The following is a 17,968-nucleotide window of genomic DNA, read 5'->3' as shown; positions in this document are numbered from 1 at the left end:
TGAAAAGACTGCAAAGCTTTCTTAAAGAAGCACTTTGCAGCTTGTTTGTCTCTTGCTTTACTAAGACAAAAATCAATCGTGTTTCCTTTGGAGTCCACCGCACGATATAAGTATATCCATTGACCTTTTACTTTGATATACGTTTTGTCGACTCTCCAAGAGTCATTTGTTGGTCGAAGATGACGCCGTACTCTTTCATCTAATTCCGGGCTATATTGATGAATTCTACGCATAATCGTTATGAGCCATCGATAAGCCCCGTTCTTCCATCACCTCCATCACATTACGAAAGCTCAAGTTGTACCGCAGGTACCACCACACTTAGTATAGAGCCCATATTAATGATTCACTAATTTTCGATCTGTTTTATCGTAAACAGCTCTTTTTTAATCAGTGTTGAACTGTTTTCATTTAAACCAATAATGTTAACTTTAATACCATTTTCATTAAATTTCAAAACGATTTTATCAATAGCTCCTACAGCTGAATCATCCCATATTTGTGCTGCACTTAAATCTAAATCAACTTCATGAATATTTTGTTTAAACTGAAAAGCAGACACAAAGTCAGACACAGACGCGAAAAACAATTGGCCTTCCACATGGTATATTTTCTTTTTTCCTTCCATTATTACAAAAGAAGTAACCCGTATTTTGGAAGCTTTTGCAACGAAAAATATTGCACTTAATATAACCCCTACTAGTACCCCTTTTGATAAGTCATGCGTAATAACGACTGTAAAAACAGTAACGATCATAACCGTTGCATCCGTTTTTGAGATTAAATGAAGTGATTTTAAAGAGCTCCAATCAAATGTATTAAAGGAAATCATAAACATCAAACCAACCAAAGCCGCCATTGGGATTTGAACAAGCAGGTCATTTAATAACACAATTAAAACTATCGTAAAGACGCCGGCAGTTAATGTAGATAATCTACCTCTACCACCCGATTTTACATTAGTAACGGATTGTCCAATTAAAGCACAGCCCGCCATACCGCCAAAAAAACCGGCGATGATGTTTGCAGTCCCTTGTCCTTTCGCTTCTCTATTTTTGTTACTGTCCGTATTCGTCATATCGTCAACAATTTGAGCAGTCAAAAAGGATTCTAAAAGTCCCACTATAGCAAGCGCTAAGGAATAAGGGAAAATAATCATAAGTGTCTCCAGTGATAACGGAATATCGGGAAATAAAAATACAGGTAATGTCTGAGTTAATTCACCCATATCACCCACGGTACGAGTGTCCACACTAGTAAATACGGCAATAAGTGAAATAACGAGAATAGCAATTAAGGGAGCTGGGATTGCTTTAGAGAATCGTGGAAGCAGATAAATAATTGCTAATGTTCCTGCTACCAGTGCATACATCGGCCAAGATTCACCTGCGAAATGCGGTAACTGTGCAGCAAAAATTAAGATTGCCAATGCATTGACAAAACCAGCCATCACCGAACGAGGTATGTATTTCATAAACTTAGCTACTTTTAGTACACCCATAAGTAATTGAATAATTCCGGTTAATATTGTAGCTGCTAATAAATATTCCAGTCCATGGTCAGCAACAAGCGTAGTCATTAACAATGCCGTCGAACCTGCAGCTGAAGATATCATTCCAGGTCTGCCACCTACAAAGGCAATAACTACTGTGAGACAAAAAGCAGTATATAGACCAACCATAGGATCTACTCCAGCAATAATGGAAAAGGCAATTGCTTCTGGAAGAATGGCAAAGGTTACGACCATTCCAGATAAAACATTGTTTTTTATATTGCTATTGCCAAGCCATTCTTTTTTTATTGTAGATAAATCCAAACCTGCACCTCTTTACTTTACATACTTTTATATCTTTTTTATCCCTTGATCTGATAGGATCAACCACCACATTTAGTATAGAGCCGTTTTTCTATATAAAAGAAGTATTCGCCTCAACGACTAATTGATGGGGAATACTTCTTTAATGTCTTATCAGGTCAACCGCTCTTTATGCTGTTCATAGTTGTCACTACCCGGTACTTTTTCTCTTCTTACTCCAAGTTGTCTTCCTTTTGTGCAAGGTTAAGTAATGGACTTAATAACACTTTCGCACAATCCTCGTCCTTAACAAATATCATCTCTTCCATCAATTTCTCTCATGCTGGTAATTCCCTTCGTATATTTATTGGCAAAGTTTATTTATCCACAGTTGGATTATCAAACATCTTGCGAACCGTCCCCGTAACTTGCTGATTCTGCGAATTAAGTCACAGAATCATCAGGTTACAGGAAAGCGGTTTCACAAATAGTGTTGCCTATAATATTGCACTCAAGGTATTTAAAACATTAGTCATTTCTCTAAAATCTTATCGGATTCCCATCTCATGCTGTCTCACTATCTTATCCTGTTTTATCGGTTCTTGTTTTTTGCCCCTGGCTTTTTCCTCTTGCTATCGCAATATCATTCCAAAGACCATCCACGTGCTTTTCTACAGGCTTTAGATATCCGGCCGTAATCATAATCGCGAATGAAATCAACAATCCATACATACCGCCTCTCTATCCGTATTCAACAACAAACCACGGCTCAGCGATCTCACAATACATAGCAACCACTGTTCCAATGGTAACAGCTATAATTGCCCCTTCCTTGTTGGCGCGTTTCCAAAATGTCCCTAAGAAAACAACCGGGAAAAGCATGACGATCCCTTAAATCCTTGTTAGCTAGAATGTTCTTTATTTATCGGCACAGGATTAGTTTCCTTGTAACCACTATCAGACTCTACCATATATGGATATTTTTTATTGAATATCTTACCGCCAATGTAATAAAGAACCGCTGCTACGGGTGCTGTGAAATAAAGGCTTAGGTCCTGAAAGAATAGGAACCCAATCAAGGTTGTTATTATAAAAACAGCTGCAGCTACAATATTAATTCCTTTAGAGTATCGGTATTTCCCTCTAGAATTAAAAAGAGCATCAATGTCTATATTCCTTTTTCTGAATATATAATAATCGACTCCAATGATAGCTAATGCTGGAGCTAATGTAGCGCTAAATAAAGCGATTATTGTTTGTATTTGATCTCCAAGGGTCAAGGGAATAAAAACAATCACGGCCAAAGCAAATATATATAGCCCTGAAGTATAACTAACTTTTTTCGGGAAAAAACTTGAGAGAGCATATGCCCCAGGTAACATGTTGGCAGCAACACTCGTAGAAACTTGCGCCACTATAATAAACACATTTAGTAATATTCCCAAAGCTATTGACCTTTCTGTAACCATTACCGAAATAGCAGATATAATATCAGCACCGTCAGCACCAGTGGCGACTATAACTAAACTTCCTAAAAGTGAATTAAACAAAAAAGCCGGTACGACAGCAATTATCATAGGGAAAATATATCTCTTGTTGGCTTGAAACCATTTATTACTGTCACTATAATTTTTATTATCCTTAGATAAATCATTCATGCCCAATGCTACATTAACATAAGCACCTACTATCACTGAGGTAGCCATAATATAGGTTCCTATGGAAGGATTTTCTCCTTGTATATTTCCCATGCTGAACATTTCAAAAAAAGATATATTGTAAGTATGGAGAACTTCCCAAAATAAATATATACCTACAATAACCAATAAAGGGGTGATAATTTTCATAAACAGTTCGATCCCCTTCATTTTTTTAACCGTTACCAAAATTAAAAGAGCTACATTCACAGCAAAGCTAAGAGCAAACATATCTACTCCAAATACGATTTTGAAAATTTCATTTAAGGCAGCTGCTCCTATATAAGTGTTTATAGTAGTAAAGAAAATAGCTGGAATGAGTCGTATGAAATTGACAATTTGGCCACCACGATATCCAAATGCAGCTGAAACCGAAACTGCAAAACTCAAACCATGTTTTATGCCAATATCTTTAGCAATGAAGCTAAGCGATATCAGTATTGCTGATCCAAGGAGTATAGCTATCATAAACTGACCTATAGTAAGTTGGTAAACCAAGGGAGAATAACTAACAAAAGCTCCGAGTTGTAATGCTATACCAAACCATATTACTCCATACCCAAGTGGCTTTACTTGTTTCTCGCTATCATCTAAAGGCTTTAAGTCTCTATTATAAAGATCATGTTCAGAGGAAGCTTTAAAATTTTTCATTAATGTAACCTACCCCCATTTAATTGATTTTCTCCAATACGATTGTTTTTTTACTCATCTTCTTAGATCTTCCGCCACGACTTTCAATAGTCTCTCGGCATTCGCCGAGGCAGATGCGGCAAGAGATTCCTCGGCGCATCCATTTTGCAATCCTCCTACCTCTGGTAGGAGCCTTTCATCGATTTAAACAACCAAGTAAATCGAATATTAAGACAATTATGGATATTCGATTTTATCCCGGAGGCAATCCCATTTGTTCCAACATCAATTACATGAAAACCAAATGGCTTTGACAAATCCCCAAAACCTTCGGAAGTGGCGTTGCACGCCGTCTTCCGGAGGTTCAGATGTGAAATACAGCTGAACCTATCATACGAAATCTAGCGACAACCTGCGTTTGTTTCCCAAAACACTACGAGATTTCCAAGCGTGGAAAGACATCTACAAACGCCGCACCTCAAGCGAACGGGACAAACAAACGTGGGAAGAACGATGGAAGCCGGTCGACATCGCTCTACAATAATGTGGTACATGCGTATTCACGGGATTATGCTCTGCCAACACATAGACGCCTGGTATGAAAGCCAAAAAGACGACTGGAACCAGCTCAAAATGACCATCTGCCCTGCCGCTGCTTTAGTTTTTAAAAACGCGACATTCAAAATTCTGCACGTATGCCCTTTTAAAAATTGTTTGCATTTCCATATGTTTCAAGGTGTTTTTAGGACCCTAGGATATTTGTTCTCATTATATTATCGTTATGACGATATTTTTGGTTATCCTCCCATAGCGAAAGTTTACCTTTGCGCTTTACCTGACACCTTTTCTCTTCTTATTCCAAGTTGTCTTCTTTTTGTGCAAGGTTAAGAACTGTATTTAATAACACATTCGCCCCTTTTTCAATTTCTTCTTCCGAGGAAAATTCCTTCACATTATGGCTTATACCGTCTTTACAAGGGATAAAGATCATCGCAGTCGGAGCAATGCTTGCTATATTATTTGCATCATGACCGCCGCCACTTAGCATATTTAAAGTTGAATAACCAAAATCCTGCGTTACTGCTTCAATTTCGTTCACTATTCTTTCGGAAAAATGAGCTCTTGGGAATGCCACACGTACATCCAATTCAATTTCCAAACCATCCTTTTCAACAAGAGCAGTCGATGTATCTTTGATTGTTTCAATGATATGGTTTAGAACATGTTCTTCGTCATGTGCAATTTGTACAATAAAATTAACATTGTCAGGAATATGCGAATTGTGCCCAGGGGCTACATTCATTTTCCCGATAGTGATCATTGCACTCTTATGTTCTTTGATGATTTCATGAATATTTACAATCACTTCGGATGCTTTGAGCAGAGCATCTTTTCTCACTTCCATTGGGGGGCCGGAAGAGTGACCTGTTTCCCCTTTTACAGTAACTTCAATTATATTGAATCCCCTGTCTCCGTTTACGATCCCAATCGATATATTTTCCTGATCCAAGACAGGTGCTTGTTCTATATGAAGTTCTACATAACTATGAATCTCCTTTGGACGGTTTGTCAGTTCCCCTAAGTATCCGATTTTCTCCAGCTCTTCTCTAAAAGTATGTCCATCCATGTCAACGCTTTCATAAATTTCTTCTTTTGAAAAATTGTTAGTCATCCCTCCCGATCCCGATGGGGTCGGCGGAGCAAATCTATTTCCTTCTTCATTTGTCCATACGACAACTTCAATTGGGCGTAATGTTTCGATATTATTATCGTTTAAGGCTCTAATGGCTTCTAAACCACTTAAGACACCAAGTATACCATCATATCTGCCACCATATGGCTGGGTATCTAGATGTGATCCTGTCATTACAGGTGCAAGATCATTTCTTAACCCTTCTCTACGACCGTAAATGTTACCGAAATCATCCACTCGAACTTCAAGTCCTGCTTTTTCTAACCAAATAGTAAACATATCCCGCATAATTTTATCTTCTTTTGTTAAGGCTAATCTTCGGACACCTGTTTCATCAATTTGACCAACTTTGTTACTAACCTCGAATGTTTCCATCAGACGTTCTAAATTAATAACATGATTCATCACCTGTTTATTAGACTCCACACTTTTGCTCATTGACAAATCTCCTTTTCTTAAAAAATATAGTGATGGTTTCCAGCTAATTGAACTTTCCATATTTCATGCCTCTTACTTTTCGTTTAAGTTCGTTCACCCCCTGTAAACGTTTTCATTCATAATAATAGATGCAAGTACCGTGCCAACAATTAAAAAACCGCCATTTGGATTCCTATAAATCTAAACATTCCGAATATTATCACTATTATCAGGATTATTTAGCATAATAAAACTACTAACTTCCGTTCAAAAATGTGAATTTATACTTTGTTATTCTTTTAGAGATGTGTTACAGTTGTCCATTTTGTCCCTAAAATTGGTCAACTGTAACATATATTGAACACTTTTTTATTTTGTAAAGAAACACGAGGCATTCTGCGCTTAACCAACCGTTTATATACAGAATGCTGCTAGATTTCTCGTCGATAAAAAAAACCAATGTCTAAACGGATTCTATCCACACTCTTTTGAAATCGTGCCAGACCTGTGGCGGGTATTTAAAATTTTTGACGCGTTTATGGTGTACAACAGCCCCTGCTTTTACATTCGCAACAGGCAGGAAAGGACAATCTTCCATCATTAGCCTGTGAATAATCCGGTATAGTTCAATACGTCGTTCGTCTCTCATCTCAGTACGAGCTAAATCCAGCAGCCTGTCGATCTCTGGATTGCTGTAGTAGCCAACATTGAAGCCTTTTGGTGAAATATTCTTCGAATGAGTCATATACTCCAACCAGTAATCACAGGACATACCCCAACTCATCTGTGAGGCTCCGACATTCTCTGGTATACCTAATCTCCATTCATTGCAGTAAGAGACCCAGTCATCTGAGTAAAGGATCTCCAAATGTATGCCTACTTTGGCCAAGTCTTTCTTAAACCATTCACAAATTTCAACAGGAACTAGTTGCCCGGATCCTTCTTTACATGTCATCAGCTTGAATTCAAATCCATTCGGATAACCGGCCTCAGTAAGAAGTTCAATGGCCTTCTCAGGATCGTATGGATAGTACTCAGGAAAATCTGATTCATATGACGGACTAGCTGGGGGAAATAAGCCTGATGCAGCGCTGATATTTCCGTCAAACACTTCCTTGCATAATCCCTTACGATCGAACGCATGGGCAACTGCTCTTCTCACCCTTACGTCACTAAATGGTTTCTCTCGCGTATTGAATGGAATATACCAAAGATATGGAATTGGCCCTTCTTTGACTACAAAATCTTTTTCCCTGAGTTCCTCAATCTTTAAAGAATCTGGCCCATATACGAGATCAATTTTTCCCGTTTCCAAAGCTGCAACCCTGTCCTTAGAATCCGGAATTGGCATGAAAGTAATAGTGTCCAAGTATGGTGTTCCACCCCAATAGTCAGGATTCTTTTCTACGGTAACAGCACTTCCGAATTCAGTTTCAAATCGCTCTTTCAGCTTGAAGGGACCCGTCCCTGGAGCCTTATCAGCAACTCCATCGTTACCGTATTTTTCAATTGCTTCAGGGCTGACATACACAATGGAACCTGGTCCATCCTCCTGTGTCATATATCTTAAAAACTCAGCAAAGGGTTCTTTCAATATCAACTTTACTGTATGACTATCAACGACTTCGATTTCTTTTAAAACTTGTGCTACTGTCTGGTTTAAATCCGCGGCGACCGGGTAATAATGTGGCGCATCCTTATTCCAAATTCTTTCAAGGTTGTACTTTACTACATCTGCAGTTAAAGGGCTGCCGTCATGGAATTTGACGCCCTTTCTAAGATAAAACGTATATTCTATACCGTCTTGAGATACTTCGTAATTTTCAGCTAGAGCAGGGATGATTTTCGTATAGGGTTCTGTTTCATTTTCCAGATCATCTTCTACCAGGCTCTCAAAAATTTGCTGAACTACTCTTCCGGTATTCCATCCGCCAAAAGAAGACGGTGGGTCTATGATATCCACTTCCCATTCCAAACCTACTCTTAAATGTCCCCCATTTTTTGCTTTCTCCTGTGTCAAAGTGACATCATTCCTTTCTTTTGTTGTATCACTTAAGTTTCTAGTAATTACTGATTCCATACGGTACTCATCCTCCTTTGCTAATCGGGCGAGCATCAGTGGCCTATTCTAATTAACAGGGAGTACCTGACACTTTCAGGCCTCCCATCTGTCCATAGTTGTCACTACCCGACACTTTTTCTCTTCTTATTCCAAGTTGTCTTCTTGTTGTGCAAGGTTAAGTACTGTATTTAATAACACATTCGCACCTTTTTCAATTTCTTCTTCCGAGGCAAATTCCTTCACATTATGGCTTATACCGTCTTTACAAGGTATAAAGATCATCGCAGTCGGAGCAATACTTGCTATATTATTTGCATCATGACCGCCACCACTTAGCATGTGTAAAGTTGAATAACCAAAATCCTGCGTTACTGCTTCAATTTCTTTCACTATTCTTTCAGAAAAATGAGCTCTTGGGAATGCTACACGTACATCCAATTCAATTTCCAAGCCATCCTTTTCAACGAGAACAGTCGATGTATCTTTGATCGTTTCAATTATATGGTTTAGAACAATTTCTTCGTCATGTGCAATTTGTACAATAAAATTAACATTGTCAGGAATATGCGAATTGTGCCCAGGGGCTACATTCATTTTCCCTATAGTGATCATTGCACTCTTATGTTCTTTTATGATTTCATGAATAGTTACAATAACTTCAGATGCTTTAAGCAGAGCATCTTTTCTCACTTCCATTGGTGGTCCGGAAGAGTGGCCTGTTTCCCCTTTTACAGTAACTTCAATTATATTGAATCCTCTATCTCCGTTTACTATCCCAATAGATATGTTTTCTCGGTCCAATACAGGTGCTTGTTCTATATGAAGTTCTACATAACTATGAATTTCTTCTGGACGATTTATCATGTCCCCTAAGTATCCTATTTTTTCTAACTCTTCTCTAAAAGTATGTCCATCCGCATCGATGCTTTCATAGATTTCTTCTTTTGTAAAATTGTCAGTCATCCCTCCCGACCCTGATGGGGTCGGTGGAGCAAATCTATTTCCTTCTTCATTGGTCCAAACGACCACTTCAATTGGGCGTAATGTTTCTACATTATTATCATTTAAGGCTCTAATGGCTTCTAAACCACTTAAGACGCCCAGTATACCATCATATCTGCCGCCATATGGCTGAGTATCCAGATGTGATCCTGTCATGACCGGTGCAAGATCATTTCTTAACCCTTCTCTACGGCCGTAAATGTTACCGAAATCATCCACTCGAACTTCTAGTCCTGCTTTTTCTAACCAAATCGTAAACATATCCCGCATAATTTTATCTTCTTTTGTTAACGCTAATCTTCGGACACCTGTTTCATCTATTTGACCCACTTTGTTACTGACCTCGAATGTTTCCATAAGACGTTCCAAATTAATAACATGATTTAGAACCTGTTTATTAGACTCCACACTTTTGTTCATTGTCAAATCCCCCTTTTTAAAAATATTATGATGATTTCCAAATAATCAAGTTTTACATACTTCACGCCTCTTACTTTTTGTTTAAAGTTCATTCACCCTCTCTAAATGTTTTCATTCATAATAATAGATGCAAGTACCATGCCAATAATTAAAAAACCGCCATTCGGGTTCCGATAAATCTAAATACTCCGAATAATATCACTATTATCAGGGTTATTTAGCCAAATGTTACCGAAATCATCCGATCGAACATCAAATCCCTCTTTTTCTAACCAATTAATAAATATATCTCGCATAATTTTATCTTCTTTTGTTAATGCTAGTCTTTGGACACCTGTTTCAGCTGTTTGACCCACTTTGTTACTGACCTTGAATGTTTCCATGCAACGTTCTAAATTAATGACATGATTTAGAACTTGTTTATTAGACTCCACACTTTTGTTCATTGGCATATCCCCTTTTCTTAAAAAGTATTTTAATGGTTTCCAGCTAATTGAGTTTTATATACTTCATGCCCTCCCTTGTTGTTTAGAGTTCCTTCACCCCCAATAAATGTTTTCATTCATAATAGATGCAAGTACCGTGCCAACAATTTAAAAAACGCCATTTGGATTCAGATAAATCTAAATATTCGGAATGGTACCACTATTTTTAAGATTATTTAGTATAATAAAATTACTAACTTCCATTCAAATTATGATTCTATACTCTGTTATCCTCTTAGAGACGTGTTACAGTTGTTCAATTTTCCCTAAAAATTGAACAACTGTAACATACATTGGACACTTTTGTTTTGTAATAGAAAGGAGCTAATTGTATGAGTCAAGATAAGTTAAAAATTGGGATTCTATTTTCGTTAACCGGTATAATAAGTGTTACTGAGCGAGGTCTTTATCAAGCATGTTTATTGGCAATCCAACAAATTAACGACCGTGGAGGGATCAATGGGAAAATTCTAATACCCATTGTAGAGGATATTAGGTCCGATCCTTTCATTGCTGCACAGAAAGCTGAAAAGCTTATCGTATCGGATGAAGTAATAGCAATTATCGGTCTTTATACTACTGGATGCAGAAAAAAAGTGATCCCTGTTATCGAAAAACACAATGTCCTTCTGTTCTATCCCACCTTTTACGAAGGATCGGAACAACACCCAAATGTTGTTTATTGTGGATCGTTACCGAACCAGCAGCTATTAGATTTTGTTCCTTGGTTAATTCAAAATGTCGGCAAATCTTTTTATTTACTTGGTTCTGACCATAGTAACCCTCGAGAAACGAACCGCTATATTCGGATGTTTGCTGAAGCTAATGAGGGAGTTATCCACGGTGAACACTATATGCAATTAGGGGACAAGAACTTTAGTAAACCTTTAAATGATATTCGCAGAATAAAACCGGATATTGTCTTTTCTACTTTAACAGGGGAAGACGGAATAAGTTTTCACCAGCAGTACGAAAAAAATGGATTCAATCATCCAATTGCTAGCACACTTATAGCTGAAACAGAAATTGAGGCTATGAATAAATATAGTGGGATTGAACATTACTCTTGTTTTCCCTATTTTAGTTCCATCGACAATGAGAGAAACAAAAAGTTTGTATCTGAATACCAACAAGCTTTTGGTACTGACACAGTTAGTTCTGTCATGGAAAATACTTATAATAGTGTTTTTTTATTAGCAAAAGCTTTAGAGAAAATCAATACTTTTTCTACTGAATCGCTTCGTAATGCTTTGTCTGGGCTTTCACTTGAAGCTCCACAAGGAAAAATAATATATGATAATAACAGCCAACATTTATGGTTAAACTCCCGAATTGGAAAAGCTAATGAGTTCGGTCGATTTGATATTTTATGGGAATCCGTACGTCCAATTGAACCCTTTCCATATTTTGAGCATCCACTTCCAAAACAAAAGTTCGAATCTAATCGGAATGATCGAATAAATAATGATTCATTAAAACGTAAAATGAAACAACATAAGCCACTTATCACTAGATTGCAAAAAACTCTCTCTGCAATACCTTTCTCTTTTGGATATTTTGATGAAAGTGGAATGCTTTTGGAAATTTTTAATAACAACAGTTCATCTGAGTTTCCTCTAAAAAAATTAGTAACTGGAGATAATTGTCACAATGGACCGTTAGCTAAAAGCGGAATTGGTCTCGCCTTACAAAAAAGGCAAAATTCATATGAAGTAACACAGGAAAATGACAATACAAATACAGAAAATTGGATTATTGCCGGTTTCCCCATGATAGGGAACCTTGGTGATCGCAGAGGTGTATTAGGTGTATGCATTCCAGATGAAGCTGCAGAATCTGCTAACCTTATGCTCAATAGCATTGCTAACATTATCAATCTAAGTGGCAAAATTGAGGAGATGGAAGATGAACATTGTAAAATATCCGGCGTACTTCATGGGATATCTGAAGAACTAACAAACGGTTTAATCGTTATAAAAGACGGTAAAATTCAATTTCAAAATCAACTAGCTGTTGAGCTATTCAAACGTAAGCAGGATTTAGTCACCTCCATATTAACAGCTCTTAACGAAGAGCAGGAAGATACCGTTCGGACTATCATGCGTGAAGCTGAAGGTGAGGTCTATGAAATAAAAATATCCTTTAAAAATTCCATGCACTTTATATATTTCAAACCTCTCACCAGTCCAAAAAAACGTCTATATTTGGACAAAAAAGAGGACTTAACCACAAATATGTTAGTCGGTTCAAATGAAGCTTTTCTTCATACAGCTAAGCTCGCTCGAACGGCTGCTAAAACAAATGCGAATGTTCTTGTACTTGGGGAAAGCGGGACTGGAAAAGAGTTATTTGCCCGGGCCATCCATAACGAAAGTTCTCGAAAAAACAAACCTTTTGTTGCTTTAAACTGCGCTTCTATTTCCAAAGAACTCATCAATTCTGAACTGTTTGGATATGTAGACGGTGCATTTACAGGAGCTAAAAAAGGAGGAACTCCAGGAAAATTTGAAATTGCAAACGGCGGCACACTTTTTTTGGATGAAATAGGGGATATGCCTTTTGAAATTCAGGCAACTTTATTAAGGGCATTACAAGAGAATGAGATAGTACGTGTTGGAGGACATAAACCTATTCCAGTGGATGTTCGTATTATCGCAGCAACAAATAAAGAATTATTTCAGGAAATCGCTTTTAAAGGCTCTTTTCGAAGTGATCTCTATTATCGTTTAAATGTGTTTACGATTGAATTAATGCCCCTGCGTAACAGAGGGGAAGACATTGTAGAATTGAGTAGATATTATTTGACAAAACTCAGTGCTGAGACGGGTAGTATAGAAAAAAAGCTGTCCATTGAAACCTTGAATATTTTAAGAAAGTACAATTGGCCTGGTAATATCCGAGAACTAAACAATGTGATAGAACGAGCTTTTTATCTTGCGGAAAATTCTCCGTTTATATCACCAGAACATTTGCCTAAAGAGATTATCCAACATACATCTTCATCTAAATATAATGACCAAGATTTTCTAGTAGAAGTTGATACTTCCATTAGTGACATTCAGACTATTAAACAAGAAAAAAATGAAAAAGAGCGACAATTTTATATTGAAATGTTAATGAAATTTGATGGCAACGTTTCAAAAACAGCCGACTATATAGGTATTTCCCGTACAACCCTGTATCGAAAACTTAAGGAGTACTCCATTCAAACTACGAAAAGGATAATATCACCAAATTGAAGATTAGAAATGTAAATAGATTTAGGGAATAAACCCTGAATTATAGGATAATTCCCTAAAGTTAACCAAACCCTCGAAGACTCTTAATAGAGTTACGAGGGTTAATATTCTTTACAACGAATTCTTATACTAGCTTAATGGATCGACTACATTTAAAAAAGGGAGATTTATGGTTATATAACTAGAAGTCAATATCCTAATACTTTATTATGCATATCTTTTAAAACTATATCTTTTCCTAAAAGTTTCAAATGCAATCTAGATTCTCTGATGTAGAGACTCTGTTTAGAAGCACATCTAGATCCTGGCTTAATTTAATAACTTTTGGGGATGTTAAACCGTATTGCATGCCATTAAAAACCATTTCTTTCCTCAAATCCTCAATTTGAATTGATAATGTACTATATTGATCAACGGTTTTCATTAGGTCTCCTCCCGGGTAGACAACTTACTTTTGATTCCATTTTCATATTAGATTTAAAAAACTATTCCATCATCGAAGGAGTTACAGCCTTTATTACGATATACAATAACAAAATTTACGATATTCTCCTGTCAACTTGTTCGTATCGAGTGCCAAAAAACATTTTTAATAACGGAGGTGTAACAAGTGTGGTCAAAATGACAACAATAATCATCGCAGTGTAATATTGAGCAGGCAACAAACCACTCTCTAATCCCATTGCAGCTAAGATTAAGGCAACCTCTCCCCTTGAAATCATCCCAGCGCCGATACCCATTGAAGATTTTGTATTAAATCCTGATAACCGGGCACCAATACCTGAACCAATAAACTTCGACAATATTGCGATCACCGAAAAAATAACAATAAATCCTACTTGGTTACCGATTCCATCAAACGAAACAGCTAATCCAATACTAACGAAGAAGAACGGAACAAAAAGTCCATTGGCAATAGGTTCCACTTTATGCTCGATTTCTTCCTTAAATTTAGTTTGAGCAATTGCAATTCCTGCAAAAAACGTGCCTATAATCCCAGCAACACCAAGCGATTCTGCAACATATGCAAAACCAAAACATATAATTAATCCTGCACTTAAAATAGTCTCGGTTACTTTGAACTTTGAAAATACTCCAATAAATTTAGGTACCAACCATTTAGAAGCTAAAATAATAATGACAAAGAACAAAATTTTCTTTCCAATGAGCAAAGCAAGATTCGTGTCAGATCCTGCAAAGAAGCTCATTGCAATGGCAACCAGAATGACAACAATAATATCATCTAATACTGCGGCTCCTAATAATGCAGATCCTTCCTTCGTATTCAACCAGCCAAGCTCTCTTAAAGTTTGAACAGAGATACTAACCGAAGTTGCGGCTAATAATAAACCTATAAAAATTGATTCTGCATTTGATAAATCATAAATTTGTGCCCCCATATAACCTAAAAGAATAGGCGCAATGATACCGCCAACAGCAACGAGTATGGCTGCTTTTTTATTTTGATTTAAGTCTTTCAAATTTGTTTCTAAGCCAGCTAAAAACATTAAAAGTAAAACACCGATTTCACTAAAAACACTGACAATTTCTGTATCATGTACCCATCCAAACAGTGCAGGCCCTAAAATAATACCAATAATAATTTTACCTAACACAGACGGTTGCCCTAATCGAATACTTAATTGACCGGCAATTTTTGTTGCAAGTAAAATAATGACTAATTGTAGTATGAACATATATGCCACCTTTCGAATTTTATAATTTGCTCCAATCATTCACCCTCTATAAATGTTTTCAATCATAGTAGATGCAAGTATCATGCCAATAATTAAAAAACCGCCATTCGGATTCCGGTAACTCTAAACACTCGGAACAATATCACTACTATCAGGGTTAGTTAGTATAATAAAACTACTAACTTCCGTTCAAAAATATGGATCTATACTTTGTTATTCTTTTAGAGATATGTTACAGTTGACCAATTTGTCCCAAACATTGGTCAACTGTAACATATCCGCAATTGCAACACCTGTACTCGATTGAGCACCTATAAACTTGCCCTCTCCCATTTTGAATGTTCCTTTACAAAATCGCTCATCTCATTTGGTATCCGTACAGATTTATGATTTTTAATAGGACTTCTAAACCTTTCATACTTGTTATATCTATCTACACTAAATTTCTTCGATTGGGCATGTTTTAATACATCATTTAATACTTCTATAATTGTTTTATCCATTTCAAACGCTAACCTTTTAAGTGTCTTGTGATCTTCTGGGAAGATACGTCTTGATGCTGTATCTTCCTCAGTCGTTTTAAACTTTACTTGCTCACTGATTTCAGCATTACTTTTTAAAGTATCCTTTAATTTCTTCATTATAATCCTTCCTTCACTTTTTCTAAGACCTCGTTTACTAACTGACCACCTATTTCTCTTAATTCCGTTTTCCACTTATCGGGTTTGTTGTTTATCTTGTTACCGTAGTTGTAAATGCCATATTCGATTTTATTATTCAAAATTATGAAGTAACATAGGAACCAGATTTTTGTAAAGCAGTTTTAAGCGAGTGTATATAATGCACTTGCCTTTTTTTGCGTAAAATCTGAAATGGTACTTCAACTTTTTCAAGTAACCGACCTTTGTTTTTAACTGGTTTTAAAAATGTAATTTATTTAGTCAAACAAAAAAGCGTAACCCTGCTGTTATAAATGTTATATATCTTGTTATAAACAAAATCTTGTTATACCTTGTTGTAAGATTGAATGAAGCCTAGCGCCACAAGGGATTCAGGATTTAAAAGACACAAAAATACCGTGAAAAGACACAAAAATACCGTGAAAAAAAATTGAAAAGACACAAAAATACTGTGAAAAGACACAAAAGTACCGTGAAAAGACATAAAAATACTGTGAAAAGACACACTTATTTATTATGAGTGTCTTTGATTATTGTGGTTAAAAGACACAAGTATCTATAAGTTGTGTTGTATTTTACAAAATTTTTTTTTATACTTTACCTACACACAATACTAACTGCAATGTCGGAGGATTTTATCATGGATAATAGGAACACCCAAACCTTGAAATGCAACAGAAACTTTAAGGTTACTATGCACCGTAATCTTGTTAAAGCGACTTTTGACCAAACACTAACATGCCAAGAGCAAAGAATACTTTACACGGTTATTAGTAATTTGCCAGCGCCAGAATTTTTAAAAGATGATAAAGGCAATTTCATTTTAGATAAGCATGGCAATAAGCAAATCACTAATTACTTAAATGAAGCGCCACTTTATGAAATGTCGATAAAAGAATTTGGAGAACTTACCGGAGTTAAAGAAGTATCTTATCGTACTCTTAAAAAAATCTGTGCTAATTTTATGAAAAAGTTAATTGATGTTCGTGATGTAAACGCTACTTCACGTGAAGAAGAAGATTTTGATCATACACAATGGATTATTCGCTGCGAAGATTTTGATTATATACAATGGATTATTCGCTGCCAGTATGTTGGCAGTCAAGGCATCATTAAAATCCAGTTATCACCTAATTTACTACCGTTTGTTGCGAATTTGACTAGCAACTTTGTATCAGTTTCTTTGGGAACACTCATGGATTTTAAGTGTAAATATTCAGCGCGATTATATTTTCTCTTGCAACAATGGCGCAAAGTTAAAACAAAGCAATTTGATCTCGTGAATCTAAAAGAAATGCTAGGAGTACCGGTTGTAGGCATTGAAGAAGTAGATGGTAAAGAAGTAAAGATATTTAAATTAGAACGGTATACGCACTTTAAACAGAGAGTTTTAGAACCGGCTTTAAAAGAAATTAATGAGTTTTCAGATATGGTTGTCGAATTTAAAGAGATTAAAAAGGGCAGAAAGACTAATTCTATCGAATTTTCTATCTTTGACAAGCCAATGCAAGCAAAAGAAGAAAAACAGCCGACAGAGCCTTCTACTTACGAACAATTAATTAGAAATGCTAGTTTTGGAGATTTTAACATCGAGTTTTATAAAAATGCTGCTAAAGCTCTTGAAGAAATGCAGGATGTAGAGAATAAACAAAGACTTGTAACCTACCATTTAGGAACTTTGAAAACTTATCTCCAAAAACGCTCAGACGAAATAAACTCACCGGCAGGATTTATTATTTCTCAAATTCAAAAAGCTGTTGAGAGATACAATTCAAGTGGAGAATTTGACTTTAAGGAATTGCTTGAAAGTGGAGGAATCCGAGTTGAACGTATGCCATCATGGGCGCTTGAAGATGAAAAACCCCCATCTAAAACGCCAGAAGAACAAGCAGAATTTGAAAGAAAAGTTGCTGAATTACAAGCCAGTTTGAAGGAAAGAAAAAGAGTCTAGCCAATAAGTGGCTGCACTCTTTTTTTGTATCTGGTTTGACGATCTACACGAATGAATAAAAAGCATGGTACTTGGCCGAACAATAAAGCTGTTCAGCAAGCTGCCACATTATTAGAAAGGTTCATTAAAGAGTAATGAATATAATAGCTTGAAGTTAAAATTGCATCTTGATATTATTATGGTATATCCAATAATCGTCA

General features: G+C 36.4%; 13 protein-coding genes and 1 pseudogene. 3 read left to right on the top strand and 11 right to left on the bottom strand.

Annotated features, from left to right (window positions below; translation table 11 throughout):
- The 4 genes and pseudogenes from A3M5_RS24130 to A3M5_RS0120835 form a co-directional block, all read right to left on the bottom strand.
- Positions 1-321 (bottom strand): annotated as a pseudogene (locus A3M5_RS24130) (IS6 family transposase); the annotation flags it as partial.
- Between the two features lie 28 nt (positions 322-349).
- Positions 350-1,816, bottom strand: a complete 1,467-nt coding sequence (locus A3M5_RS0120855; RefSeq protein WP_018395715.1) for a SulP family inorganic anion transporter — start codon at positions 1,814-1,816, stop codon at positions 350-352.
- 561 nt (positions 1,817-2,377) lie between these two features.
- The gene (locus A3M5_RS25600) at positions 2,378-2,527 is read right to left on the bottom strand and encodes a hypothetical protein (protein ID WP_018395713.1); all 150 of its coding nucleotides are present in this window, start codon (positions 2,525-2,527) and stop codon (positions 2,378-2,380) included.
- Positions 2,528-2,697: 170 nt separating this feature from the next.
- Positions 2,698-4,143 carry a cytosine permease gene (locus A3M5_RS0120835; RefSeq protein ID WP_018395711.1) on the bottom strand — a complete coding sequence of 482 codons (1,446 nt, stop codon included), beginning with the start codon at positions 4,141-4,143 and terminating at the stop codon, positions 2,698-2,700.
- A gap of 492 nt (positions 4,144-4,635) precedes the next feature.
- Between A3M5_RS0120835 and A3M5_RS25870 the strand changes: the two genes are divergently transcribed.
- A complete protein-coding gene (locus A3M5_RS25870) occupies positions 4,636-5,010 on the top strand; it encodes a hypothetical protein (RefSeq protein ID WP_196803599.1) in 375 nt (124 codons plus the stop codon).
- Here A3M5_RS25870 and A3M5_RS0120830 read toward each other — a convergent pair.
- The 4 genes from A3M5_RS0120830 to A3M5_RS0120815 form a co-directional block, all read right to left on the bottom strand.
- The gene (locus A3M5_RS0120830; protein WP_018395710.1) at positions 4,976-6,313 is read right to left on the bottom strand and encodes a Zn-dependent hydrolase; all 1,338 of its coding nucleotides are present in this window, start codon (positions 6,311-6,313) and stop codon (positions 4,976-4,978) included. The genes A3M5_RS25870 and A3M5_RS0120830 overlap by 35 nt on opposite strands.
- Positions 6,314-6,695: 382 nt before the next feature.
- Positions 6,696-8,312 carry an ABC transporter substrate-binding protein gene (locus A3M5_RS0120825; RefSeq protein WP_018395709.1) on the bottom strand — a complete coding sequence of 539 codons (1,617 nt, stop codon included), beginning with the start codon at positions 8,310-8,312 and terminating at the stop codon, positions 6,696-6,698.
- 126 nt (positions 8,313-8,438) lie between these two features.
- Positions 8,439-9,716: a Zn-dependent hydrolase gene (locus A3M5_RS0120820; RefSeq protein WP_018395708.1), complete on the bottom strand. Its 1,278-nt coding sequence runs from the start codon at positions 9,714-9,716 to the stop codon at positions 8,439-8,441.
- A gap of 179 nt (positions 9,717-9,895) precedes the next feature.
- The gene (locus A3M5_RS0120815; protein WP_018395707.1) at positions 9,896-10,162 is read right to left on the bottom strand and encodes a hypothetical protein; all 267 of its coding nucleotides are present in this window, start codon (positions 10,160-10,162) and stop codon (positions 9,896-9,898) included.
- A gap of 371 nt (positions 10,163-10,533) precedes the next feature.
- Here A3M5_RS0120815 and A3M5_RS0120810 point away from each other — a divergent pair, with 371 nt between their 5' ends.
- A complete protein-coding gene (locus tag A3M5_RS0120810; protein ID WP_018395706.1) occupies positions 10,534-13,440 on the top strand; it encodes a transporter substrate-binding protein in 2,907 nt (968 codons plus the stop codon).
- A 247-nt stretch (positions 13,441-13,687) separates the two neighbouring features.
- Here A3M5_RS0120810 and A3M5_RS25000 read toward each other — a convergent pair whose 3' ends face one another.
- The 3 genes from A3M5_RS25000 to A3M5_RS0120795 form a co-directional block, all read right to left on the bottom strand.
- Positions 13,688-13,864, bottom strand: coding sequence for an aspartyl-phosphate phosphatase Spo0E family protein (locus tag A3M5_RS25000; RefSeq protein WP_018395705.1), 177 nt, complete (start codon positions 13,862-13,864; stop codon positions 13,688-13,690).
- A 115-nt stretch (positions 13,865-13,979) separates the two neighbouring features.
- Positions 13,980-15,137: a cation:proton antiporter gene (locus A3M5_RS0120800; RefSeq protein ID WP_018395704.1), complete on the bottom strand. Its 1,158-nt coding sequence runs from the start codon at positions 15,135-15,137 to the stop codon at positions 13,980-13,982.
- 311 nt (positions 15,138-15,448) lie between these two features.
- Positions 15,449-15,778 (bottom strand): hypothetical protein, encoded by a 330-nt coding sequence (locus A3M5_RS0120795; RefSeq protein ID WP_018395703.1) that lies wholly within the window; start codon positions 15,776-15,778, stop codon positions 15,449-15,451.
- 679 nt (positions 15,779-16,457) lie between these two features.
- Between A3M5_RS0120795 and A3M5_RS0120790 the strand changes: the two genes are divergently transcribed.
- Positions 16,458-17,768, top strand: coding sequence for a replication initiation protein (locus A3M5_RS0120790; protein WP_018395702.1), 1,311 nt, complete (start codon positions 16,458-16,460; stop codon positions 17,766-17,768).
- The last annotated feature ends 200 nt before the right edge of the window (positions 17,769-17,968 follow it).

The sequence above is a fragment of the Bacillus sp. 37MA genome (assembly GCF_000372765.1).
Taxonomy (GTDB): Bacteria; Bacillota; Bacilli; order Bacillales; family Domibacillaceae; genus Domibacillus; species Domibacillus aminovorans.
The sequence above is the reverse complement of the archived record's forward strand: the minus strand, read 5'-3'. Positions and strand labels throughout refer to the sequence as shown.